The following is a 23137-nucleotide window of genomic DNA, read 5'->3' as shown; positions in this document are numbered from 1 at the left end:
AGGTTCAATCCCTCAATGATGCCTGGAATCGCTCTTTTAATGCCTCTACACATTTGGCGACGGTAGCGGCAATCTCCTCTTCTTCGAGTGTACGGCTGGTATCCTGAAGGATAAGGCTGATAGCGAGGCTCTTGAAACCTTCTGCTACGCCCTTGCCGCGGTACACGTCAAATAAGTTTACGCCAACTACCTGATTTACGCCAACTTTCTTACATTCGGCCAAAATATCTGCTGCGGGCACGTTTTCAGCGACCACAACCGCGATATCACGGCGGTTCGCCGGGAAGCGGGAGACGTCCTGCGCCTGAGGAATGACGCGGTCTGCAACCGGGCTCCACTCCAGCTCGAACACGATGGTACGGCCGTTCAGGTCCAGCTTACGCTCCAGTTCTGGGTGGACAACGCCAATGAAACCAACGCGTTTGCCGTCTAAATAAATCGCCGCGCTCTGGCCCGGATGGAGCGCAGGAATCGCTTCCGCGCGGAATTCAATTTCAGATAATTTACCGGTCAGATCCAGAATCGCTTCCAGATCGCCCTTCATATCGTAGAAATCAACCGTGCCTTTTGCCAGGTCCCAGTGCTCTTCGTAGCGGTTACCGCTGATGGCACCAGCCAGCATGAGATCCTGACGGATGCCTAAATTTGCCTGATTATCCGGCACAAAGCGCAAACCGCTTTCGAAAATGCGCACGCGGTTTTGCTGGCGGTTCTGGTTGTAAACGATAGTCCCCAGCAGGCCCGTCCACAGGGACAGACGCATCGCGGACATTTCGCTGGAGATTGGGCTTGGCAGGATCAGCGCTTCCTGACCCGGGTGGATCAGCTGCTGCAGCTTAGGATCAACGAAGCTGTAGGTGATCACTTCCTGGTAGCCTTTGTCGTTCAGCATGGTTTTCACACGCTTCAAGGACAGGTCGGCTTCACGGTGGGTGCCCATCACCAGACCCGCCTGCACAGGCTCGTCAGGGATGTTGTTGTAGCCGTAAACACGGGCCACTTCTTCCACCAGATCTTCTTCAATTTCCATATCGAAACGCCAGGATGGCGCAACGGCCTTCCACTCGTCCTGACCTTCGGTCACTTCGCAGCCCAGGCGCGTCAGGATGTCGGTCACCTGCGCGTCGGCAACGTGGTGACCAATCAGGCGATCCAGCTTGCTGCGGCGCAGGGTAATGGTCGCACGCTTCGGCAGGGTCGCTTCGTTGGTGACGTCAATAACCGGGCCCGCTTCGCCGCCGCAGATGTCGATCAGCAGGCGGGTTGCACGCTCCATCGCTTTGTACTGCAGCGCCGGGTCAACGCCGCGCTCGTAGCGGTGAGACGCGTCGGTGTGCAGGCCGTGACGGCGCGCGCGGCCGGTGATGGAGAGCGGGCTGAAGAACGCACATTCCAGCAGGACGTTTTGCGTTTCGTCGTTGACGCCAGAGTGTTCGCCACCAAAGATACCGCCCATCGCCAGCGCTTTGCTGTGGTCAGCAATCACCAGGGTGTCGGCGTTCAGTTTGGCTTCTGTGCCGTCCAGCAGCACCAGGGTTTCCCCCTCTTTCGCCATGCGCACAACGATGCCGCCGTCGATACGATCTTTATCGAACGCGTGCATCGGCTGGCCCAGCTCCAGCAGAACGTAGTTAGTGACGTCAACCACGGCGTCGATTGAGCGGATACCGCAGCGGCGCAGCTTCTCTTTCATCCAAAGCGGGGTTGGCGCTTTAACGTTAATGCCTTTTACCACGCGACCGAGGTAGCGCGGGCAGGCATCAGCAGCGTCAACCTGAATCGGCAGCACGTCACTGATGGTCGCTTCAACCGGCACAATCTCCGGCGCGTTGAGTTCGGTCTGGTTCAGTACGGCCACGTCGCGCGCCACGCCGATGATACCTAAGCAGTCGGCACGGTTTGGCGTGACGCTGATTTCGATAGTATTGTCATCAAGCTTCAGGTATTCACGGATATCGGTGCCCACTGGCGCATCCAGCGGCAGCTCGATGATGCCGTTGTGGTCGTCGGAAATACCCAGCTCGGAGAAGGAGCACAGCATGCCTTCAGACGGCTCACCGCGGAGCTTGGCCGCTTTGATTTTGAAATCACCCGGCAGTACGGCACCGACGGTCGCCACGGCCACCTTCAGGCCCTGACGGCAGTTTGGCGCACCGCAGACGATGTCCAGCAGACGGTCGCCGCCTACGTTCACTTTTGTCACGCGCAGTTTGTCCGCGTTAGGGTGCTGGCCGCACTCGACTACTTCACCCACCACGACGCCGTTGAAGGCACCGGAAACCGGCTCAACGCCGTCAACTTCCAGGCCCGCCATGGTGATCTGGTTGGAAAGCGCTTCGCTGTCCAGCGTGGTGTTAACCCACTCGCGTAACCACAGTTCACTGAATTTCATTGTTCTGTCCTGCCCTTATTTAAACTGTTTGAGGAAACGCAGATCGTTTTCGAAGAATGCACGTAAGTCGGTCACGCCGTAGCGCAGCATGGTCAGACGCTCCATGCCCATGCCGAAGGCAAAGCCGGAGTATACTTCCGGATCGATACCCACGTTGCGCAGCACGTTTGGATGCACCATGCCGCAGCCCAGCACTTCCAGCCATTTGCCGTTTTTACCCATCACGTCAACTTCCGCAGACGGTTCAGTGAACGGGAAGTAGGACGGACGGAAACGAACCTGCAAATCTTCCTCAAAGAAGTTGTTCAGGAAATCGTGCAGCGTGCCCTTCAGGTTGGTGAAGCTGATGTTTTTATCAACAATCAGACCTTCCATCTGGTGGAACATTGGGGTGTGGGTCTGATCGTAGTCGTTACGATAGACGCGGCCCGGCGCGATGATGCGGATTGGTGGTTCCTGATCCTTCATGGTACGGATCTGAACGCCAGAGGTCTGGGTACGCAGCAGACGCGTCGCGTCAAACCAGAAAGTGTCGTGGTCAGCGCGTGCCGGATGATGGCCAGGAATGTTCAGGGCGTCGAAGTTGTGGTAATCATCTTCGATTTCCGGGCCAGTCGCCACGGTAAAGCCGAGCTCACCGAAGAAACTTTCAATACGATCGATAGTACGGGTAACAGGATGCAGACCACCGTTTTCAATACGGCGCCCCGGCAGAGAAACGTCGATGGTTTCTGCCGCAAGACGCGCGTTTAGTACCGCGCTCTCCAGCTCGGCCTTACGCGCGTTCAGCGCCTGCTGAACCTGCTCTTTGGCTTCGTTAATCACCGCACCCGCTGCCGGGCGTTCTTCTGGCGGCAGTTCACGCAGGGTTGTCATTTGAAGGGTCAGGTGCCCTTTCTTCCCAAGATATTCGACGCGGACATTGTCTAACGCGGCAACATCTGAGGCCTGATTAATGGCGGCTGTTGCACTGGCAACCAGCTCTGCGAGATGTGACATGATTTTCCTCATTATGTCGGTGCAGACACCGATTTGGTGGAGTTATTCTCTCAAATTCAGGCACAAAAAAAGCCTCCATCGGGAGGCTTATCTGGCGCTGTTTTTCGTTTCATCTTTCACGCGCTAGCCTCCTGGAGTCAGGTGCTAAAGTAAAAGAAGAAGCGGAAAATAGCAGCATTCATGCTTGCGTTACCTTGTTGGGTAAAAACCGGTAAGACCTTATTGAAAAGCCTGCACGGATAAATGTCAATCTTCTGATGGTGTTAAATGAAAAGAGGGAGCCAGGCCCCCTCTCTCAACTGGCTTATGCCAGTGCTGCTTTCGCTTTTTCGACCAGAGCGGTGAACGCTACTTTGTCGAATACTGCGATGTCAGCCAGGATCTTACGGTCGATTTCAACAGAGGCTTTTTTCAGGCCGTTGATGAATTTGCTGTAAGAAATACCGTTCTGACGTGCTGCTGCGTTGATACGCGCAATCCACAGTTGACGGAACTGACGCTTACGCTGACGACGGTCACGGTAAGCGTACTGACCTGCTTTGATAACAGCCTGGAAGGCAACGCGGTATACGCGTGAACGCGCACCGTAGTAGCCTTTAGCTTGTTTCAAAATTTTCTTGTGACGTGCACGTGCAATTACACCACGTTTTACGCGAGCCATATGTGCTCTCCTGTATCTATATTCTTAGTAAAAAAATTAAACGTTAACGGCTTATGCGTACGGCAGGCACGCGATAACCAGACCCAGATCGCCTTTAGAAACAAGGCCTTTTGGACGCAGGTGACGTTTACGCTTAGTAGATTTTTTGGTCAGAATATGACGCAGGTTTGCGTGCTTACGCTTAAATCCACCACCACCGGTTTTTTTGAAGCGCTTAGCAGCACCGCGTACGGTCTTAATTTTTGGCATCTTAATAACTTCCACTTCGCATTGTTAAATAAACGAAACATAGGCGAACAAAACCTATGAAACCCGAAGGCTCCACAGATTTTGCTGCTTGAAGGCCTTACTGTTTCTTCTTAGGAGCGAGCACCATGATCATCTGGCGGCCTTCGATCTTCGTAGGGAAGGATTCGACTACTGCCAGTTCACTCAGATCGTCACGGACGCGGTTAAGCACTTCCATACCAATCTGTTGGTGGGCCATCTCACGACCGCGGAAACGCAGCGTGATCTTGGCCTTATCGCCATCTTCCAGAAAGCGAATCAGGCTGCGGAGTTTTACCTGATAATCGCCATCGTCGGTACCAGGACGGAATTTGATTTCCTTAACCTGGATAACTTTTTGCTTCTTCTTCTGTTCCTTAGAAGACTTACTCTTTTCATAAAGGAACTTGCCGTAGTCCATGATACGACAAACTGGCGGTTCGGCGTTAGGGCTGATTTCAACTAAATCTACTCCAGCTTCTTCAGCCTTTTCGATCGCTTCTCTCAGACTCACAATCCCCAGCTGCTCGCCTTCCAGACCTGTTAAGCGAACTTCCTGGGCGCGAATCTCGCCATTGATACGATTCGGACGTGCCGTTTGAACTCGTTTTCCGCCTTTAATACCTTATTCCTCCAGTTGTTGAAGACTGCGGCTGCGAATCTCTTGTTGCAGCTTCTCAATCACTTCACTTACGTCCAGGCTGCCCAGGTCTTTACCACGGCGGGTGCGAACGGCAACTTTGCCTGCTTCCACCTCTTTATCACCACAGACCAACATATACGGGACACGACGTAAAGTGTGCTCGCGGATTTTAAAGCCAATCTTCTCATTTCTCAAGTCTGCTTTTACGCGAATGCCCGCATTTTGTAGTTTCTGCGTCAATTCTTTAACGTAATCTGCCTGAGAATCGGTAATGTTCATCACCACGACCTGCACTGGCGCAAGCCAGGTTGGGAAGAAGCCCGCGAACTCTTCTGTCAGGATGCCGATGAAGCGCTCCAGAGAACCGAGAATAGCACGGTGAATCATGACCGGTACCTGACGCTCGTTGTCTTCGCCAACATAAGAGGCGCTTAAACGCTGCGGCAGGGAGAAGTCCAGCTGTACAGTACCGCACTGCCATGCGCGATCGAGGCAGTCATACAGGGTAAATTCAATTTTCGGACCGTAGAATGCACCCTCGCCCAGCTGGTATTCGAACGGAATACCGTTCTCTTCCAGCGCTACGGCGAGATCCGCTTCTGCGCGATCCCAGGTCTCATCGCTACCGATACGTTTTTCCGGACGCGTTGAGAGTTTGACCACGATCTTCTCGAAGCCAAAGGTGCTGTACATATCGTAGACCATACGAATACAGGCGTTAACTTCATCACGAACCTGATCTTCAGTACAGAAGATATGCGCATCATCCTGCGTAAAGCCACGCACGCGCATCAGACCGTGCAGCGCGCCTGATGGCTCGTTACGGTGGCAGCTACCGAACTCCGCCATACGCAGCGGCAGGTCGCGGTAGGATTTCAGACCCTGGTTGAAGATCTGAACGTGGCCCGGGCAGTTCATTGGCTTGATGCAGTATTCACGGTTCTCGGACGAGGTGGTGAACATCGCATCTTTGTAGTTGTCCCAGTGGCCGGTTTTTTCCCACAGCACACGGTCCATCATGAACGGGCCTTTCACTTCCTGATACTGGTACTCTTTCAGCTTGGAACGTACGAACGTTTCCAGTTCACGGAAGATAGTCCAGCCATCGTTATGCCAGAACACCATACCCGGCGCTTCTTCCTGCATGTGGTACAGGTCAAGCTGCTTACCGATTTTACGGTGGTCACGCTTCGCGGCCTCTTCCAGGCGCTGCAGGTACGCGTTCAGGGCTTTCTTATCCGCCCACGCGGTACCATAGATACGCTGCAACATCTTGTTGTTGCTGTCACCACGCCAGTAGGCGCCGGCGATCTTCATCAGTTTGAAATGATGACAGAAGCGCATGTTCGGCACGTGCGGTCCACGGCACATGTCGACGTATTCTTCGTGATGGTACAAGCCAGGCTTGTCATCATGAGCAATGTTTTCATCGAGAATAGAGACTTTATAGCTCTCGCCACGCTTGACGAAGGTTTCACGCGCTTCGTGCCAGCTGACTTTCTTCTTGATGACGTCATAGTTGGTCTCGGCGAGCTCGTGCATACGTTTTTCGAGCGCGTCGATATCTTCCTGGGTCAGGGTGTGGTCAAGATCAACGTCGTAGTAGAAACCGTTGTCGATAACCGGACCGATCGCCATTTTGGTGTTTGGCCACAGCTGCTTGATAGCATGACCCAACAGGTGTGCGCAGGAGTGACGAATGATCTCCAGACCTTCTTCGTCTTTCGCGGTGATGATTGCAAGCGTCGCATCGTTTTCAATCAGATCGGACGCATCAACCAGCTCACCGTTAACACGGCCGGCGATGGTCGCTTTCGCGAGGCCAGGACCGATGTCCAGGGCGACATCCATAGGGCTAACAGCGTGGTCGAAATGGCGTTGGCTGCCATCAGGAAGAGTAATTACAGGCATTTTATATCCTTATTTGCAGTGATGCCCCACACATAAGAGCATATACAAAGAAAATAATCGTGATTTGACAATAGATTACGACACCATCTGACCAACAATCGTCAAATTGGTTCGTCATCATGCACCTGCCGAATTCAGATTAATGCGGATTTACGGCAAGCGACGTAATGTTAACACTATCAGCAAGGAGATTGCACCCTCTGCAGCCAGAATGATGGGCTGGCACATAGCGTAAATTTGCAGATTGCATCTCTCCGGCGCTCGCATTTCAGACATGCTGGGCTACTCTTGAACATGCCTTTTATATCAACAGGTGCATACCATGAATGTATCCAGTAGAACGGTTGTGATTCTGAACATCCTTTCCGCAACAGGTTTAGTGTTGATCCTCGCCGAACGATTCCACTGGTTCTGAGCCGACCCCTTGTTGGCATAACTCGATCGCTCCCGGGAAGGCGCATCTTTTGGCCCCGTTTGATAGACTATGCGTATCAACGAACAAGGATTAGGTTATGCCAACAAAACGATTTGCCGTAAAACACTGGAAAATGGTGCTAGTGCTGGTTGCCATCTGCGGTGCAATGCTGTTATTTCGGTGGGCGGCTATGATTTGGGGCTAAGTACAAATAAAAATAAATGCCGTTGCGCGTGATGAGAATTTATTGGCGCGGGTTAACCATAATAATGAAAACGGGCCGACACTTTCATCGGCCCGCTATGATTACATTTTATAGCCCAGCGAAATCGTGGTTCTGCGATCGGTATGATCCGGTGCCGTTTCTGGCGGTGAAGAGTTCCAGGTCACGTTGTAGGCCAATTTCAAACCGAAGTGTTCATTGATAGCCACGTTCAAAGCGCTTTCGGAATTCAGCGTCGTATCCTCGGCACCAAACACAGAAACACCCTGCGTAAATTTGGTGTTGTCGGTCATCTGCCAGGCATACGTGCCGGAAGCATAGCCCAGCGGCTGGGTTTCATTTTCGCCATTGGTGTACTCGTCATAGCGGACACCAGGACCGAATTCGAAACGGAGGCTGTGTACCGGACCATTCAGGAACTGACGACCATAACCGGCGGTGAACACATCGCGCTGGCGATAGCCGTTGAAGCGGTCGGTTAACCAACTTGCCTGACCAAAGATGTAGTCATAGTCGGTCATGTTGTAACGGCTACGTCCACCCACCGCGTATTTCTCGGATGAGCGTTCATCGTTAGCGGACGTGTTGCTGGCATTCCCCCACAGCGACCATGCAGTGGTATTGCCGTACCAGGTCAGGGTGCTGTCCGCCGTCAGAGAAGAGCTTTTCGTATTACCCGATTGCGCGAGATACCCGGCGTTCAGGTTACCTTCAAACGGTTTTTTGGCAGTGGAGGGATCGTCCATGACAGTAAAAACGGTGTCATCGGCGGCTGCATTCAGTGATGCAAAAACGCCACCCGCCAGCATCAGTGCTGCGGGTACTGTCTTCAAAAGCTTCATTTTATTTAAGGAGTCCGTACAACAAAAAAAGAGACCACCACGGTCTCGGAAACTTTCTTGAGGATCAATGACAAGGCGTCCAGAGAAAGGTAACAAATTATAAAAAGGCGCAAATAACATAGCAATATTTTCTTATTTCATTTTTTGAATAAGAACGATCTCAAAACGCGTTTTATTTTATATATCCCTCATCGCATTTATGTCAGCATTCATTTTTAAAATCATACTGTTATTTACATTGCCTTCCTGTCGATCGGTGCCAGACTTAAAAGAACCCATGCTAAAAGGAGGTTATGATGGCTTCTATTTATACGCTGACGCTCTCCCCTTCCCTCGACTCCGCGACCATAACGCCGCAGATTTACCCGGAAGGTAAACTACGCTGTAGCGCACCCGTATTTGAGCCGGGCGGCGGCGGGATTAACGTTGCGCGCGCGATTACCCACCTCGGTGGTAAAGCGACTGCCATCTTTCCGGCCGGTGGTGCCACGGGGGAGCATCTTGTTGCCTTGCTGGCCGATGAACAGGTTGCCGTGGATACCGTAGACGCCAAAGACTGGACCCGGCAGAACCTGCATGTCCACGTTGAGTCCAGCGGGGAACAGTATCGTTTCGTTATGCCAGGCGCCAGGCTGAGCGATGATGAGTTTCGTCAGCTGGAAGAGAAGGTGCTAACCATTGAAAGCGGCTCGCTGCTGGTCATCAGCGGTAGCCTGCCGCCAGGCGTGAAAACAGAAAAGCTGACAGCACTGGTTGATGCCGTACTTCATCGCGGCATTCGCTGCATTGTCGACAGTTCAGGCGAAGCCCTGCAGGCGGCATTAGAACCCGGACAGCTTGAGCTCGTTAAGCCTAACCAGAAAGAGCTGAGTGCGCTTGTTAATCGCGAACTTAGCCAGCCGGATGACGTGCGTACTGCCGCAGAAGAACTGGTTCGCAGCGGTAAAGCGCACCGTGTTGTCGTCTCTCTCGGTCCTCAGGGTGCGCTGGCCGTCGACAAGACGGGCTTTGTGCAGGTTGTTCCGCCCCCAATGAAGAGCCAGAGCACCGTCGGCGCTGGCGACAGTATGGTCGGCGCGATGGCGCTGAAGCTGGCGCAGGGCGCATCACTTCTGGATATGACGCGCTATGGCGTCGCGGCGGGGAGTGCCGCCACCATCAATCAGGGAACGCGCCTGTGTTCGCTTGCCGATACGCAGAAAATCGTCGATTACCTGTCACGAAGCTAACCGATATATCCCCCTCCTGACGGAGGGGGAATATCTGTGGAAGTCGCCAAATATGGCGTATCGACTATGCTAAAAAAACTTTCAGGATAACAACGAGGTGAATTATGAGCAGTGGTGATATCACCCGCTACGTCGTGACCATCAGCCTTCATGAAGCATCGCTGACCGAGCTTAACGAGCTCAACAATGCCTTTACACGGGCGAATTTCCTGCTCACGCTAACGGATGACGAAGGTCATATTCATGATTTAGGCACCCTGGCGTTTGGCCTGATCGCAGCCCTGAGTGAAGAAGAGGTGCATGCGCTGGCCGCCAGCCTGGTGGAAAGCGTGACCGACAAGCCTGCCGACATCACCGTGGAGACGTGGGAACGCTGGCAGAAAAAAGAACAATAAGTGCCCTGCATGAAATTAATCCGCTCAGGTGTGCGTTAGTTCGTATTTTTTTACCGCAGTTATGCGCTAACTTTATGATCTGGCAGACAACATGGGAGAGTCAACATGTGGCAGGCTATCAGTCATCTTTTACATGAGCAATTGGGTGAAGGTGAAATTGAACTGCGTAACGAGCTGCCGGGCGGGGAAATTCACGCCGCGTGGCATTTACGCTACGCAGGACGCGATCTGTTCGTTAAATGCGACGAGCGAGAGCTGCTCCCGATTTTTACCGCTGAAGCCGATCAGCTTGAACTGTTGTCCCGCAGTAAAACGGTGACGGTACCTGAGGTGCTGGCCGTGGGCAGTGACCGGGACTACAGCTTTCTGGTGATGGACTATCTCCCTGCCCGCCCGTTGGACGCCCATAATGCCTTTATTCTCGGGCAACAGTTAGCGCGCCTGCACCAGTGGAGCGACCAGCCCCAGTTTGGTCTCGACTTCGACAACGACCTTTCCACCACGCCGCAGCCCAATGCCTGGCAGCGCCGCTGGTCGACGTTCTTTGCCGAGCAGCGCATCGGATGGCAGCTTGAACTGGCCGCAGAGAAAGGGCTGGAATTTGGCAATATTGATGCCATCGTCGAGCATGTGCAACAGCGCCTGGCCTCCCACCAGCCTCAGGCGTCTTTGCTGCACGGTGATTTATGGTCCGATAACTGCGCGCTGGGCCCCAACGGCCCGTATATCTTCGACCCGGCCTGCTACTGGGGCGACAGAGAGTGCGATTTGGCCATGTTGCCCCTGCATCCCGAACAACCGCCGCAAATATACGATGGCTATCAGTCTGTCTCCCCCCTGCCGCCGGACTTCCTTGAGCGCCAGCCCGTGTATCAGCTCTATACGCTGATGAACCGAGCCATTCTTTTTGGCGGGCAACATCTGGTCAACGCCCAGCGCGCGCTTGAACGCGTGCTTGCGGCTTAAAGACAAAACGGGTGGCCTTGCCGCCACCCTAATTCGTTACAGAAAACCGAGCAGTGTGAAGAAGAAATATCCCGCCACGATGATGATAACCGGCAGGATATAGAGCGGGAAAATTTGCAGGAAAATGGTGTGGCGAGGCACCACAATGCGGGATTCAATCTGCTCCCGGCTCATTCCTTCAGGACCTTTCGCCTTCTCAAGGATAAGCTGATCTTCCACCCCTTCGCGTAAAAAACGGGTCTGGCGACTCATTCGTGCGCCCGATGCCTGCAGCGCCATCGCAATAAAAATCAGCGCATAGATAATCCAGAACCCAACATTCAGCTGCTGGCGAAAGTCCGGCGTTGGCGAGTTGAACCAGAAGACGTTCAGGAACGGGGTATTAAACCGCACCATCTCAATCATGACATGCGCAAAATCAAGCATTACCGCATTAATGCCCGGCTGTTTTTCGCTGTGATCGTACATAAACTTCAGCACGGAGATCAGCGTAGAAATGACGGCGGGAATAAAAATCACCCAGCCTGCAATACGTTTTAAGACAGCAATGCGTCCAGCTTGTTGATACGTCATCAGTTCCTCTTCATAAAGACGCGTGATTTGAGCCTAAGTCTACCTGCTGGACATCAATTTCGCCCGCTCTTTAAAAGCAATATGCTAAATTGCAGACTGTGCTTAGCACTTATCGTCTGTCGAACACCTGGATAAGGAGACGTTGTGATGTCGACACCGCGCCAGATACTTGCCGCTATTTTTGACATGGATGGATTACTGATTGATTCCGAGCCGTTGTGGGATCGCGCCGAGCTGGACGTGATGGCCAGCCTGGGCGTTGATATCAGTCGCCGTAATGAACTTCCCGACACGCTGGGCCTGCGTATTGATATGGTCGTTGACCTGTGGTACGCCCAACAGCCGTGGGTTGGGCCCGATCGCGACGAAGTCACCTCGCGTATTATCAGCCGCGCCATCGCGCTGGTGGAGGAGAACAAGCCGCTCTTGCCGGGCGTACATGAGGCTGTCGCGCTGTGCAAGTCTCAGGGGCTGAAGGTTGGCCTGGCTTCCGCTTCACCGCTGCATATGCTGGAAAAAGTGCTGATCATGTTTGAGCTGCGCGACAGTTTTGACGCCCTGGCGTCTGCGGAAAAACTGCCCTACAGCAAGCCGCATCCGCAGGTCTATATGGACTGCGCCGCGAAGCTGGGTCTTGATCCGCTTACCTGCGTCGCGCTGGAAGATTCAGTAAACGGCATGGTGGCCTCCAAAGCCGCGCGTATGCGCTCCATTGTGGTTCCCGATGAAGAAAACCGCCACGATCCCCGGTATGCTCTTGCCGACGTTAAGCTGAATTCGCTGGCTGAACTGACGGTACAACACCTGCGCGGCGAATAGCGCCCCTCCTACAGGCAGCGTCATGCTGCCTGATAAAAACAAAACACAGTTTCATTTTGTTTGCTTTTCTCATCCCTGCCTCCTATCTTTAACGTCAACACGACGATAACCAGCTTCTGAGGCGCGTATGATACTGGACACCTTTACTCTTTCAGGCAAAGTGGCCCTCATCACCGGGTGCGATACCGGGCTGGGGCAAGGCATGGCTATTGCGCTGGCGCAGGCAGGTTGCGATATCGTTGGGGTAAATCGCAAAGCTCCAGAGAAAACGGCCAGCGCCGTCACCGCCCTGGGAAGACGTTTTGTGGCTATTCGGGCCGATCTGAGCCAGCAGGAAAATCTTCAGTACGTCGTGGACACCGCCGTGGCGGAGATGGGACGAATTGATATTCTGGTGAACAATGCCGGGACGATTCGCCGGGAGGAGGCTCTGACGTTCAGCGAAAAAGACTGGGATGACGTTATGAACCTGAATCTCAAGTCGCTCTTTTTCCTCTCTCAGGCGGTCGCTAAGCGATTTATCACCCAGGGCCAGGGCGGCAAAATTATCAATATCGCCTCTATGCTCTCCTTTCAGGGCGGCATTCGCGTGCCGTCGTATACCGCCTCGAAAAGCGGCGTACTGGGGATCACGCGCCTGCTGGCAAATGAGTGGGCGCTACATGGCATCAACGTGAATGCCATCGCGCCGGGCTACATGGCGACGAACAACACGCAGCAGCTGCGCGATAACGAACAGCGTAACGCGGAGATCCTTGACCGCATCCCGGCGGGTCGATGGGGAGTACCGGATGACCTTCAGGGGCCGGTCGTCTTTTTAGCCTCCCCCGCATCAGATTACGTGAATGGTCACACCTTAGCCGTCGATGGCGGCTGGCTGGCGCGCTGAGGCGCCTTTGTGACAAACAGTTACACCGTCACCTCTTTCGTCCACTGTATAAAAACCCTATACTGTATAAATTGACAGTTTCGTGGGTTTTATCATGACGGCGGAAGGCCACCTGCTTTTTTCAATTGCGTGCGCAGTATTTGCCAAAAACGCAGAACTTACTCCCGTGCTTGCACAGGGAGACTGGTGGCATATTGTCCCTTCTGCCGTTTTAACCTGTCTGCTGCCCGATATTGACCACCCAAAATCCTTCCTCGGACAGCGCCTGAAGTGGGTGTCGAAGCCCATCGCCCGCGCGTTCGGCCACCGCGGGTTTACCCACAGCCTGCTGGCCGTTTTTGGCCTGCTCACGCTTTTCTATTTAAAAGTCCCTGAAAGCTGGATAGTGCCGGGCGATGCCATTCAGGGCATGGTGCTGGGTTATTTAAGCCATATCCTCGCCGATATGCTGACGCCCGCGGGCGTGCCGTTGCTTTGGCCCTGCCGCTGGCGTTTCCGTTTTCCGATCCTTGCGCCGCAGAAAGGGAATCAGCTTGAACGCGTGCTGTGCATGGCGCTGTTCGCCTACGCCGTCTGGATGCCGCAAACCTTGCCCGAAAACAGTGCAGTGCGCTGGTCTTCCCAGATGATCAATTCGCTGCAATTTCAGTTCAATCGTTTTATTCATCACCAGATTGAACAGTAAACCAACAAAATCATTCCATTTGTCATAAACCATTCCATTTGGATATAAGCGCCACATCACACTTCTGCTAACCTTCCGCCAACAGGATCGGGAAAAACCGATCCCACATAATAAATCAGGAGAACGGGGATGAATTTTCCACTCATCGCGAACATAGTCGTGTTCGTCGTATTACTATTGCTTCTCGCGCAGGCGCGCCACAAACAGTGGAGCCTGGCGAAAAAAGTACTGGTCGGTCTGGTCATGGGTGTGGCGTTTGGTCTGGCCTTACACGCCGTCTACGGCTCCGATAGTCCGGTACTGAAAGAGTCCATTCAGTGGTTCAACATTGTCGGTAACGGCTACGTCCAGCTGCTGCAGATGATCGTTATGCCGCTGGTGTTCGCCTCTATTCTGAGCGCCGTAGCCCGTCTGCACAACGCAACTCAGCTGGGTAAAATCAGCTTTCTGACCATTGGTACGCTGCTCTTTACCACGCTGATTGCCGCGCTGGTGGGGGTGCTGGTTACCAACCTGTTTGGCCTGACGGCCGAAGGTCTGGTTCAGGGTACCGCTGAAACGGCGCGTCTGACCGCAATTCAAACCAACTACGTGGGTAAAGTGGCTGATCTGACGGTTCCGCAGATGGTCCTCTCCTTCATTCCGAAGAACCCGTTTGCTGACCTGACCGGTGCAAGCCCAACCTCTATCATCAGCGTGGTGATCTTCGCGGCATTCCTGGGCGTGGCTGCGCTTAAGCTGCTGAAAGACGACGCGCCGAAAGGCGAACGCGTGCTGACGGCGATTGATACCCTGCAAAGCTGGGTGATGAAGCTGGTCCGTCTGGTCATGCAGCTGACGCCATACGGCGTTCTGGCACTGATGACCAAAGTGGTAGCCGGCTCTAACCTGCAGGACATCATTAAGCTGGGCAGCTTCGTTGTCGCCTCTTATCTGGGCCTGGGCATTATGTTCGTGGTGCACGGTATCCTGCTGGGCGTGAACGGCGTCAGCCCGCTGAAATACTTCCGCAAAGTATGGCCGGTACTGACCTTTGCCTTCACCAGCCGTTCCAGCGCAGCGTCTATTCCGCTGAACGTTGAAGCACAGACCCGTCGTCTGGGCGTGCCGGAATCTATCGCCAGCTTCTCTGCCTCCTTTGGTGCTACCATCGGTCAGAACGGCTGTGCGGGGCTCTACCCGGCGATGCTGGCGGTGATGGTTGCCCCAACCGTGGGTATCAACCCGCTGGATCCGGTCTGGATCGCCACGCTGGTCGGGATTGTTACCATCAGCTCCGCCGGCGTTGCAGGTGTCGGCGGCGGTGCAACCTTCGCCGCGCTGATTGTGCTGCCCGCGCTGGGCCTGCCCGTCACGCTGGTCGCCCTGCTGATCTCCGTTGAACCGCTGATCGACATGGGCCGTACCGCGCTGAACGTGAGCGGCTCCATGACTGCCGGTACGCTGACCAGCCAGTGGCTGAAGCAGACCGACAAAACCATTCTGGAAAGTGAAGACGACGCCGAGCTGGCGCACCGTTAATCTCGATAGAAATAAAAAAACCGCCTGATGGCGGTTTTTTTATGGCTGTTATTCTTCAACCTCTTCATCCTGGCGGATTTGCGTCGCCCATCGCTGGGCTGACTCCGGCACGGAAAACGCCGGCGACCGGCGGAAATGTTCCCCCATCAGGACAAAAGCCACATATTTACCGCGAAGCAGCCAGACATCACGAAAACCATCCACTTTCAGGGCATGGTCAGGCGGCGCGGGCTCAACGCGGGGCAAATAGCTAATAACCTGGCGGTTTTGTTGACGAAGAGGTTTCATAAGCGACGGATTCACTAAAGCAAATTCTTGAAGCAGGAAAATTCTATGATAGCCGATCCTGCTGCCTTACGTCGCGCTCCGAGTGGGTGAGATGGCTCCTTTCGTTAATAACGTCATGTGAAAAACGCTTAGTTAGCGAGCTATCTCACGACATTGTTCTATCCTTAATAGGGTTTTTAGCAATGGATAAAGGAGAAGCGTGCAATGTCGAACAAAGATAAATCACATCAATCACCGATTCATGGCACTGAAGAATCTCAACCGGGTATGGACTCTCTCGCCCCTGCTGACGGCTCTCACCGCCCCTCGCCGGGCCCATCAGCCCCTGGCGAACAACCAACCGCGCCGGGAAGCATGAAATCGCCGGACACCGGAAACGAGAAGCTGAAATCGCTTGAGCCACACCGTAAAGGCGGCGAAGGTTTTGCACTCACCACCAATCAGGGCGTGCGCATTGCTGACGATCAAAACTCCCTTCGCGCAGGCGCGCGCGGGCCAACCCTGCTGGAAGATTTCATCCTGCGGGAAAAAATTACCCATTTTGACCACGAGCGAATTCCGGAACGCATCGTTCACGCGCGCGGTTCTGCGGCGCACGGCTACTTCCAGCCCTATAAAAGCCTGAAAGCGATCACCAAAGCGGATTTCCTCTCCGACCCGGATAAAATCACGCCGGTCTTTGTGCGTTTCTCCACCGTGCAGGGTGGCGCAGGTTCGGCAGATACGGTGCGTGATATCCGCGGCTTTGCCACCAAGTTTTATACCGAAGAGGGTATTTTCGATCTGGTGGGCAATAACACCCCGGTGTTTTTCATTCAGGATGCGCATAAATTTCCTGACTTTGTCCATGCGGTAAAACCGGAGCCCCACTGGGCCATACCCCAGGGACAAAGTGCGCACGATACCTTCTGGGACTATGTCTCCCTGCAGCCTGAAACCTTACACAACGTGATGTGGGCGATGTCCGACCGTGGGATCCCGCGCAGCTATCGCACGATGGAAGGGTTCGGTATTCATACCTTCCGCATGATCAACGCGGAAGGAAAAGCCACGTTTGTGCGCTTTCACTGGAAGCCGGTAGCGGGCAAAGCCTCGCTGGTATGGGATGAGGCGCAGAAGCTCACCGGGCGCGATCCGGACTTCCATCGCCGCGAACTGTGGGAATCCATTGAAGCGGGTGACTTCCCGGAATATGAACTGGGCTTACAGCTGATCCCGGAAGAAGACGAGTTTAAGTTCGATTTCGACCTGCTTGACCCGACAAAACTCATTCCTGAGGAGCTGGTGCCCGTTCAGCTGGTGGGGAAAATGGTGCTTAACCGCAATCCGGATAATTTCTTTGCCGAAAACGAGCAGGCCGCGTTCCACCCGGGCCACATCGTCCCCGGACTAGATTTCACCAACGATCCGCTCTTACAGGGACGTCTGTTCTCGTATACCGATACGCAGATTAGCCGTCTTGGCGGGCCGAACTTCCACGAGATCCCGATTAACCGCCCAACCTGCCCGTACCATAACTTCCAGCGCGACGGGATGCACCGTCAGGATATTGATACCAACCCGGCAAACTATGAGCCGAACTCCATCAACGACAACTGGCCGCGAGAAACCCCGCCGGGGCCGAAACGCGGCGGATTCGAATCGTACCAGGAGCGTATCGACGGCAACAAAATTCGCGAGCGCAGCCCCTCGTTCGGTGAGTATTACGCCCACCCTCGCCTGTTCTGGAACAGCCAGACGCCGATTGAGCAACAGCACATCATCGGCGGCTTTAGCTTCGAACTGAGCAAAGTGGTGCGCACCTACATCCGCGAGCGCGTGGTCGATCAGCTGGCGCACATTGATATTCAGCTTGCCCAGAGCGTGGCGGATAACCTTGGCATCACGCTAACGGACGAACAGCGCAACCTTGCGCCGCCGAAAGAGGTTAACGGCGTGAAGAAAGATCCATCGCTGAGCCTGTATGCGGTGCCTGGAGGCTCGATTAAAGGCCGCGTGGTCGCGATCCTGCTGAACGACAAAACCCGCGCCAGCGACGTGCTGGGGATTATGCAGGCGCTAAAAACCCAGGGCGTACACGCCAAACTGCTCTATTCCCGCATGGGTGAAGTGACCGCCGATGACGGCTCCGTGCTGCCGGTCGCGGCGACCTTTGCCGGCGCGCCGTCGCTGACCGTCGATGCGGTGATTGTGCCGTGCGGGGATATTGCCAGCCTGCTCAACAACGGTGATGCCATCTATTATATGCTGGAAGCTTATAAGCACCTGAAGCCGATCGCGCTATCCGGCGACGCGCGTCAGTTTAAAGCACAGCTGAAGGTGGCCGATCAGGGTGAGGACGGCATTGTCGAGGGCGATAACGTTGACGATGCCTTTATGACGAAGCTGTTTGATTTGCTCGCCGCGCACCGCGTCTGGTCGCGCAGCAGTAAGATCGATCAGATTCCGGCGTAAAAACCATTCCCGGTTGTGCGGCCTGATGCCCTCACCACGCCCCTCTCCCACGGGAGAGGGAGAAAACAATAAAAACGGTAACCCAGGTTACCGTTTTGCTTTTACCTCGCCACCCGGCACTTCTTACAGATCCCCAAACGTCCCCAACCGATACCCACGCTCGGCAATGGCGTATTTCAGCGACGGCGACGTCAGGACATCCAGCTCCGCCAGGCGCGGCCAGCAGTAGGCGCTCTTACGCACGGTGTTATCGACAAAGGCAGGATGCGCCATAACCTCCAGCGACCGTTGCTCCCGCGCGGCAGAATCATCCAGCACCTTCAGGAACAGCGCTTCGTCGATCTCGTCACCGTAAAAGGCACTGCTGAACCCCTCAGTTGTTGTCACGGCACAGTCCGGCACGCCCTGCGCCTCACGATCCACGCGCATCGCCACGCCTTTGCGTTGGGCAAACGCCGCAACAATCGGGAAAATCGCCGGGATCATGTGCACATGATGGTGGCTGTCAATATGCGTCGGCGCCTTGCCAAAAAGATCAACAAAGCGGTTGTACTGGCAGTCCAGCTCACGGGCAATCTCTTCGAGGGGCAGAGCGTCCAGCTCCGCCAGCGCCCAAATCCATTTGCCCAGCAGACCGTCACGCGTCAGGCCCGGCATGGGCGAAAGCGGCATCCCGAGCGTCAGCACAAAATGCATGCCGACACCCAGCTCTGGCACCTCGCGGCTCAGCTGCGCCGCGTGTTCAACCGCCTCACCGTTCACCAGTGCCGTTGTAGAGGTCACTACCCCGCGGCGACAGGCTTCAATAATGCCGTAGTTCTGGCCTTTCGAAAGGCCAAAGTCATCAGCATTAACGATCAGCAGGTTTTCCATTGTGCGTCCTCTCAGTGTTGTTTGAACTTCAGCTTCTCAATCGTGGCGGCAAAGTTCGGCAACCATTTTTCATGCGCCAGGATCATCTCGCTGGCCAGCTGCTCCGCATCGCGGTCGGAATGCACCAGCGGGCTGAGGTTCAGCGCCAAAAGCACGTCATTGAGTTCACCGCTCAGCGCCGCGTTGCTCGCCGCCACTTCAAAGCCTTTGATGGTGTGGATCAGGCCCATAACTTTGTCGTCGAAGTGGGTGATACGTGGATGCGGTTTAGCCCCCTCACGCCCCAGAATGCAGGTCATCTCGACGGCCCAGTCCGCCGGGATATTGTCGATATGGCCGTGATGCGGCACGTTAACATAGTGCTCCGCCTGCTTGTCGTTGTAGATGGCGTTGATCACTTCACACGCTGCATCGGAGTAATAGGCCCCACCGCGCTGCTCAAGCGCTTTCGGTTTGACGTTCAGGTTCGGATCTTTATATAAATCGAACAGCTGCTTCTCAACTTTCTGAACGATTTGCGCACGCGCACCGCCCTTATAGTACTCGCCCATTTCGATAGCCAGCATCTCTTTCTGCTTGAAGTAGTAAAGCAGGTACGAGCACGGCAGCAGATTCAGCGAGCGAATCAGCCCTTCGCTGAACGGCAGGTCAAAGATGTTCTTCACGGAGGCCGCGGTCAGGCGACCGGAAGCCACGCCGTCGAGCAGTTCGGCAAAGCGCGATTTTCCGTTCACGATGACGTCTTTAATGAACACCATGTGGTTCAGGCCGAACAGATCGATTGAGAGATCGTCACTGTCGGTCAGCTCCAGCACGTCGCGGATAAACATCTTCATGCCGATCGGGATATTACAGACGCCGATAAAGCGTTTGAAATTGGTATGACGATATACCGCCTCGGTCACCATTCCGGCCGGGTTAGTGAAGTTAATCACCCACGCGTTCGGGCAGATCTCCTGCACATCTTTGACGATGTCGAAAATCACCGGAATGGTACGCAGGCCTTTGAACAGGCCGCCCGCGCCGTTGGTCTCCTGTCCCAGATACCCGTGGCTCAGCGGAATACGCTCGTCCAGCTCGCGCGCTTTTAGCTGGCCGACGCGCAGCTGAGTGGTAACGAAATCCGCATCTTTCAGCGCCAGGCGACGATCGAGGGATTTATGCACGGTCATAGGCACGCCCGCTTTCTCAACCATGCGCTTGCACAGGTCGAAAATAATATCCAGCTTCTCCTGACCTTCCTCAACGTCCACCAGCCATAATTCGCTGACCGGTAATTCATGATAACGTTTCAGAAAACCTTCGAGTAATTCTGGGGTATAGCTGCTGCCGCCACCAATGGTTACGACTTTTAATTTCTTTTGCATAATATCTCCCTTAGCGTATCAGGTTAATCGCCTGCAAGGTATAGCGTACTCTTCCCGCTATTTGGGCAAGCCATTAAAGCAATATTTATGGCGGGTAATCCGCCGAAAGTTAATTAATTACCGTTAAATTCTTCCGGTAGCTGTTCGGTGTGAACGAGGTCAACTTCTTAAAAGTTTTAATAAACAGGCTGGGACTGCTATATCCTGACTCATAGGCAATATCGGTGACAGAATAGTTGGTAATCTCCAGCTGTTTTTTGGCAAAATTAATGCGGATTTCATTAATAATTTGCACCGGCGTTTTACGATAATAACGCTGCGTCGCGCGGGTCAGATATTCCTGGGATTTCCCCGAGAGGGATACCATATTTTCCAGCGCATTTTCGCTGAACTGGCCTTTATCGTGCATCAGTTCCACGGTGCTGCGCAGCCACTGTGGAACATCATCCGTCACCTGCTGCTCTTCACGGTGATGCCGCAACCGGTTCATCACGTAGAAGGTCACCGTTTCAATAAATTCATCAAACTCATTGTCGCGGAAGTTAAGCGAGGCGATGACCGTTTCAATCCAGGTCATGAACTCGTTTTTCACACGATATACCTGGGACGCCACAAAGCAGAACGGCACCAGCGGCAGATAGTGCTTCTCAAAGAAGCGTCTGCTGACGCCCACGTTCAGAATGCGGGTCGCGCCAAATTCGTAAAAGCTCTGGTGATAGGAACCCATCGGCAGGAAGACAAAATCCCCTCGCTCAAGCAGGACGCGCTTACCGTTGATCTCCTGGTAGTAGCGGCCGGTCAGAACAATCGTGAACTCATAGTAGTCATGCTGGTGCAGACCACTGGCGCTCTCCGTCTTGTTATAGATAACCACGTGAAAATTTTTGCCATTAAACAGTTGCTGTTCAAATGCGGTTTTGATTTCCATCGTGCTGACCTCCTGCTGCTCAATCCGACCTAGTGCATTTTCTCGTGAAGCTCAATCAACTCCGCCACCAGCTCACGCGCCAGCATGGACGTCATCAGGTGATCCTGAGCGTGTACCAGCACCAGGCTGACCTTCATCTTCCCTTCGCCCTGGTCGCTTTCAATCAGCTTTGTCTGCACCAGGTGCGCTTCGTTCAGGGCCGTGCGGGACTGCTCCATCATGGTTTTCGCGGCGGCGAAATCGCCCTGCTTGGCCTGCTTCAGTGCGGCATACGCCAGGCTGCGCGCCTGCCCGGAGTTGATGATAAGGCCCATCACCACTTCTTCGAGATCGTTCTCTGCGGCTTCGTCTGCGACGATACTATCCAAATCTAACATGTTTTAGCTCCTTGTGGCTGGCGCGGGCTTCCCCGCGCCGGTCAATCTTAGAATTTCAGTGAGAGGGCAATTTCCTCTTCGCTCTCTTCTTCATCAATGATGGTGGCAGCTTTGTTCGCAATCGCCACGAACGGCATGTACAGCAGGGTGGCAATCCCGAGGTTGAATATCGCCAGCAGGAAGGCCGCGACGCTACCGTTGGTGTTAAAGAAGGCGCCCAGACCTGCCGGCATGGTCCACGGAGCGATGTTGGTGATCGGTGGAATAATACCCATGTAGTAGGCCGTCAGGGTGATCGCTGCCAGCAGCGGCTGCACCAGGATGAACGGGATAAACATTACCGGGTTCATGATGATTGGCAGACCGAACAGAATCGGCTCGTTAATCTGGAAGATGCCTGATGGCAGGGCCAATTTCGCCACCTGACGATAGTCAGCGCGACGAGAGACAATAAAGACCGCGATGATCAGACCCAGGGTCGCCCCGGTACCACCCAGGAAGATATAGGAGTCAAGCATCGGCTTCGCCCACACATGGAAGGTTTTACCTGCCGCCAGCGCCGCGTCAACGGAGCCGTACTGCTGGTAAAGCGCAACGTTTTCCAGTGCCCATGGGGTCATAATTCCGCTGTCCAGCGCGGCCAGTGCCAGTGAACCATGCACGCCGAAGAACCACAGCAGAGAGGTGAAAATCACATACGCCCAACCGACCACGCCACCCATCGACGCCAGCGGCGTAGAGATAGAGTCCATGATGATCTGGTGGAAGTTCGTGCCCCAGTGAGAGAGCGCCCAGGCGATAATCCCCATGATGGAGAGGATAATGAAGCCTGGGATCAACGCGGAAAATGAACGAGAAACGGAGGCCGGCACGCTATCCGGCAGGCGGATAACCCAGTTGCGACGGATAATAAAGGTGAACATTTCTGCCACCACCAGGCCGATAACAATACCGGAGATGATGTTGGCTCCGCCCAGCCAGTTTGCGCCAACGGCGTAGGCTTCACCCACGCTGTAAGGCGTGACGGTCATAAACGCGGCAACGGATAATAATCCGGCGGCCAGCGGATCCACTTTCCGCTCTTCAGCCAGCGCCATCCCAATAAAGAAAGGCGCCATCAGCGACATAATACCCAACGTACCGTTATATACGTTGCCGCCGATGGCTTTAAAACCGTTAAGGGTTTCAATAGTGGAAGCGTCTAACCGAATTCCTAATGAATAAAAGAAGGAACCTTCACCAAAGCTCAGAAAAACGTTGTTAATTAAAACGAACATGGCCCCGGCCAGCGTCAACGGCATTAATTTAATAAAACCGTTTTTGATGGCATTAACGTGAGGCTGCTTTCCTATTTTAACAGCAAAAGGAAGGAGTACCTTTTCAAGTGAAGCGATGACTTTACTCATAGGAAAATACCCTT

At 54.1% G+C, this 23137-nt stretch carries 25 protein-coding genes and 1 other annotated feature; of the genes, 10 read left to right on the top strand and 15 right to left on the bottom strand.

Going from position 1 to position 23137, the window contains the following annotated elements:
- Positions 1-4: 4 nt before the first annotated feature.
- From pheT to thrS, 7 genes are all read right to left on the bottom strand, one after another.
- A complete protein-coding gene (gene pheT / locus IM303_RS02120; RefSeq protein ID WP_045630140.1) occupies positions 5-2392 on the bottom strand; it encodes a phenylalanine--tRNA ligase subunit beta in 2388 nt (795 codons plus the stop codon).
- Between the two features lie 15 nt (positions 2393-2407).
- Complete coding sequence (gene pheS, locus IM303_RS02115; protein WP_010426091.1) at positions 2408-3391, bottom strand: phenylalanine--tRNA ligase subunit alpha; 984 nt, start codon at positions 3389-3391, stop codon at positions 2408-2410.
- A 62-nt stretch (positions 3392-3453) separates the two neighbouring features.
- Positions 3454-3578, bottom strand: a sequence feature (Phe leader region).
- Positions 3529-3573, bottom strand: coding sequence for a pheST operon leader peptide PheM (pheM, locus tag IM303_RS02110; protein ID WP_001386830.1), 45 nt, complete (start codon positions 3571-3573; stop codon positions 3529-3531). (Overlaps the previous feature by 45 nt.)
- Positions 3579-3695: 117 nt before the next feature.
- Positions 3696-4052: a 50S ribosomal protein L20 gene (rplT, locus tag IM303_RS02105; protein WP_000124850.1), complete on the bottom strand. Its 357-nt coding sequence runs from the start codon at positions 4050-4052 to the stop codon at positions 3696-3698.
- A 51-nt stretch (positions 4053-4103) separates the two neighbouring features.
- On the bottom strand, positions 4104-4301 hold the full coding sequence (gene rpmI, locus IM303_RS02100; protein WP_003030583.1) for a 50S ribosomal protein L35: 198 nt from the start codon (positions 4299-4301) through the stop codon (positions 4104-4106).
- Positions 4302-4398: 97 nt separating this feature from the next.
- Positions 4399-4941 carry a translation initiation factor IF-3 gene (gene infC / locus IM303_RS02095; protein WP_023616141.1) on the bottom strand — a complete coding sequence of 181 codons (543 nt, stop codon included), beginning with the start codon at positions 4939-4941 and terminating at the stop codon, positions 4399-4401.
- A gap of 3 nt (positions 4942-4944) precedes the next feature.
- Positions 4945-6873 carry a threonine--tRNA ligase gene (thrS, locus tag IM303_RS02090; protein ID WP_028012814.1) on the bottom strand — a complete coding sequence of 643 codons (1929 nt, stop codon included), beginning with the start codon at positions 6871-6873 and terminating at the stop codon, positions 4945-4947.
- 322 nt (positions 6874-7195) lie between these two features.
- Here thrS and yncL point away from each other — a divergent pair, with 322 nt between their 5' ends.
- Both yncL and yniD read left to right on the top strand, forming a co-directional pair.
- A complete protein-coding gene (gene yncL, locus IM303_RS02085) occupies positions 7196-7288 on the top strand; it encodes a stress response membrane protein YncL (RefSeq protein WP_071787459.1) in 93 nt (30 codons plus the stop codon).
- A gap of 97 nt (positions 7289-7385) precedes the next feature.
- The gene (gene yniD / locus IM303_RS02080; protein WP_088205299.1) at positions 7386-7493 is read left to right on the top strand and encodes a small membrane protein YniD; all 108 of its coding nucleotides are present in this window, start codon (positions 7386-7388) and stop codon (positions 7491-7493) included.
- A 101-nt stretch (positions 7494-7594) separates the two neighbouring features.
- Here yniD and IM303_RS02075 read toward each other — a convergent pair whose 3' ends face one another.
- A complete protein-coding gene (locus IM303_RS02075; protein ID WP_028012813.1) occupies positions 7595-8353 on the bottom strand; it encodes a YdiY family protein in 759 nt (252 codons plus the stop codon).
- A 296-nt stretch (positions 8354-8649) separates the two neighbouring features.
- Between IM303_RS02075 and pfkB the strand changes: the two genes are divergently transcribed.
- From pfkB to IM303_RS02060, 3 genes are all read left to right on the top strand, one after another.
- Positions 8650-9582 carry a 6-phosphofructokinase II gene (gene pfkB / locus IM303_RS02070; RefSeq protein WP_193359598.1) on the top strand — a complete coding sequence of 311 codons (933 nt, stop codon included), beginning with the start codon at positions 8650-8652 and terminating at the stop codon, positions 9580-9582.
- 104 nt (positions 9583-9686) lie between these two features.
- Positions 9687-9977: a type V toxin-antitoxin system endoribonuclease antitoxin GhoS gene (gene ghoS / locus IM303_RS02065; protein ID WP_028012811.1), complete on the top strand. Its 291-nt coding sequence runs from the start codon at positions 9687-9689 to the stop codon at positions 9975-9977.
- A 105-nt stretch (positions 9978-10082) separates the two neighbouring features.
- Positions 10083-10943 (top strand): fructosamine kinase family protein, encoded by an 861-nt coding sequence (locus IM303_RS02060; protein WP_041910453.1) that lies wholly within the window; start codon positions 10083-10085, stop codon positions 10941-10943.
- Positions 10944-10979: 36 nt separating this feature from the next.
- Here the strand turns inward: IM303_RS02060 and IM303_RS02055 are convergent, their stop codons facing one another.
- On the bottom strand, positions 10980-11516 hold the full coding sequence (locus tag IM303_RS02055) for a YniB family protein (RefSeq protein ID WP_193359538.1): 537 nt from the start codon (positions 11514-11516) through the stop codon (positions 10980-10982).
- A gap of 147 nt (positions 11517-11663) precedes the next feature.
- Here IM303_RS02055 and hxpB point away from each other — a divergent pair, with 147 nt between their 5' ends.
- The 4 genes from hxpB to IM303_RS02035 all read left to right on the top strand — a co-directional run bounded on the left by hxpB (position 11664) and on the right by IM303_RS02035 (position 15430).
- Positions 11664-12335: a hexitol phosphatase HxpB gene (gene hxpB, locus IM303_RS02050; protein WP_028012808.1), complete on the top strand. Its 672-nt coding sequence runs from the start codon at positions 11664-11666 to the stop codon at positions 12333-12335.
- A 127-nt stretch (positions 12336-12462) separates the two neighbouring features.
- Positions 12463-13224, top strand: a complete 762-nt coding sequence (kduD, locus tag IM303_RS02045) for a 2-dehydro-3-deoxy-D-gluconate 5-dehydrogenase KduD (RefSeq protein ID WP_041910455.1) — start codon at positions 12463-12465, stop codon at positions 13222-13224.
- A gap of 94 nt (positions 13225-13318) precedes the next feature.
- Positions 13319-13909: a metal-dependent hydrolase gene (locus IM303_RS02040; protein WP_032644865.1), complete on the top strand. Its 591-nt coding sequence runs from the start codon at positions 13319-13321 to the stop codon at positions 13907-13909.
- Positions 13910-14038: 129 nt separating this feature from the next.
- The gene (locus IM303_RS02035) at positions 14039-15430 is read left to right on the top strand and encodes an L-cystine transporter (RefSeq protein WP_049000720.1); all 1392 of its coding nucleotides are present in this window, start codon (positions 14039-14041) and stop codon (positions 15428-15430) included.
- Between the two features lie 48 nt (positions 15431-15478).
- Here IM303_RS02035 and cedA read toward each other — a convergent pair whose 3' ends face one another.
- Positions 15479-15754 (bottom strand): cell division activator CedA, encoded by a 276-nt coding sequence (cedA, locus tag IM303_RS02030; RefSeq protein ID WP_227014114.1) that lies wholly within the window; start codon positions 15752-15754, stop codon positions 15479-15481.
- A gap of 168 nt (positions 15755-15922) precedes the next feature.
- Here cedA and katE point away from each other — a divergent pair, with 168 nt between their 5' ends.
- A complete protein-coding gene (gene katE / locus IM303_RS02025) occupies positions 15923-18172 on the top strand; it encodes a catalase HPII (protein ID WP_193359536.1) in 2250 nt (749 codons plus the stop codon).
- 123 nt (positions 18173-18295) lie between these two features.
- On the opposite strand, the gene chbG is transcribed toward katE, so the two are convergent.
- From chbG to chbC, 5 genes are all read right to left on the bottom strand, one after another.
- Positions 18296-19045 (bottom strand): chitin disaccharide deacetylase, encoded by a 750-nt coding sequence (gene chbG, locus IM303_RS02020; protein ID WP_193359535.1) that lies wholly within the window; start codon positions 19043-19045, stop codon positions 18296-18298.
- Between the two features lie 11 nt (positions 19046-19056).
- On the bottom strand, positions 19057-20412 hold the full coding sequence (locus IM303_RS02015) for a 6-phospho-beta-glucosidase (protein WP_028012802.1): 1356 nt from the start codon (positions 20410-20412) through the stop codon (positions 19057-19059).
- A 109-nt stretch (positions 20413-20521) separates the two neighbouring features.
- The gene (gene chbR, locus IM303_RS02010) at positions 20522-21364 is read right to left on the bottom strand and encodes a transcriptional regulator ChbR (RefSeq protein ID WP_028012801.1); all 843 of its coding nucleotides are present in this window, start codon (positions 21362-21364) and stop codon (positions 20522-20524) included.
- A 5-nt stretch (positions 21365-21369) separates the two neighbouring features.
- A complete protein-coding gene (chbA, locus tag IM303_RS02005) occupies positions 21370-21717 on the bottom strand; it encodes a PTS N,N'-diacetylchitobiose transporter subunit IIA (RefSeq protein WP_028012800.1) in 348 nt (115 codons plus the stop codon).
- A 47-nt stretch (positions 21718-21764) separates the two neighbouring features.
- Complete coding sequence (gene chbC / locus IM303_RS02000) at positions 21765-23123, bottom strand: PTS N,N'-diacetylchitobiose transporter subunit IIC (protein ID WP_028012799.1); 1359 nt, start codon at positions 23121-23123, stop codon at positions 21765-21767.
- Positions 23124-23137 lie beyond the last annotated feature (14 nt).

The sequence above is a fragment of the Enterobacter cloacae complex sp. P38RS genome (assembly GCF_014930775.1).
Taxonomy (GTDB): domain Bacteria; phylum Pseudomonadota; class Gammaproteobacteria; order Enterobacterales; family Enterobacteriaceae; genus Enterobacter; species Enterobacter bugandensis.
This window is presented reverse-complemented; position numbering and strand designations above follow the sequence as displayed.